The sequence below is a fragment of the Staphylococcus sp. AC872 genome (assembly GCF_979255425.1).
Window position 1 is genome coordinate 1 of the sequence record NZ_CEEDKW010000114.1, and the last position, 205, is coordinate 205.

Here is a 205-nt window from a genome sequence, read left to right on the forward strand (position 1 = left end):
TAATTTTAACAAAAAGGAGTCTTCTGTATGAACTATTTCAGATATAAACAATTTAACAAGGATGTTATCACTGTAGCGGTTGGCTACTATCTAAGATATGCATTGAGTTATCGTGATATATCTGAAATATGGTTCTGTTGCAAAGTAAAAAAATATAGCTAACCACTAATTTATCATGTCAGTGTTCGCTTAACTTGCTAGCATG

Annotated in this window: 1 pseudogene; it reads left to right on the plus strand. The window is 31.2% G+C overall.

Features of this window, described 5'->3' with window-relative positions:
- Nucleotides 1–27 precede the first annotated feature (27 nt).
- A pseudogene (locus ACZ267_RS13135) lies at nt 28–129 on the plus strand (IS6 family transposase); the annotation flags it as partial.
- Nucleotides 130–205 lie beyond the last annotated feature (76 nt).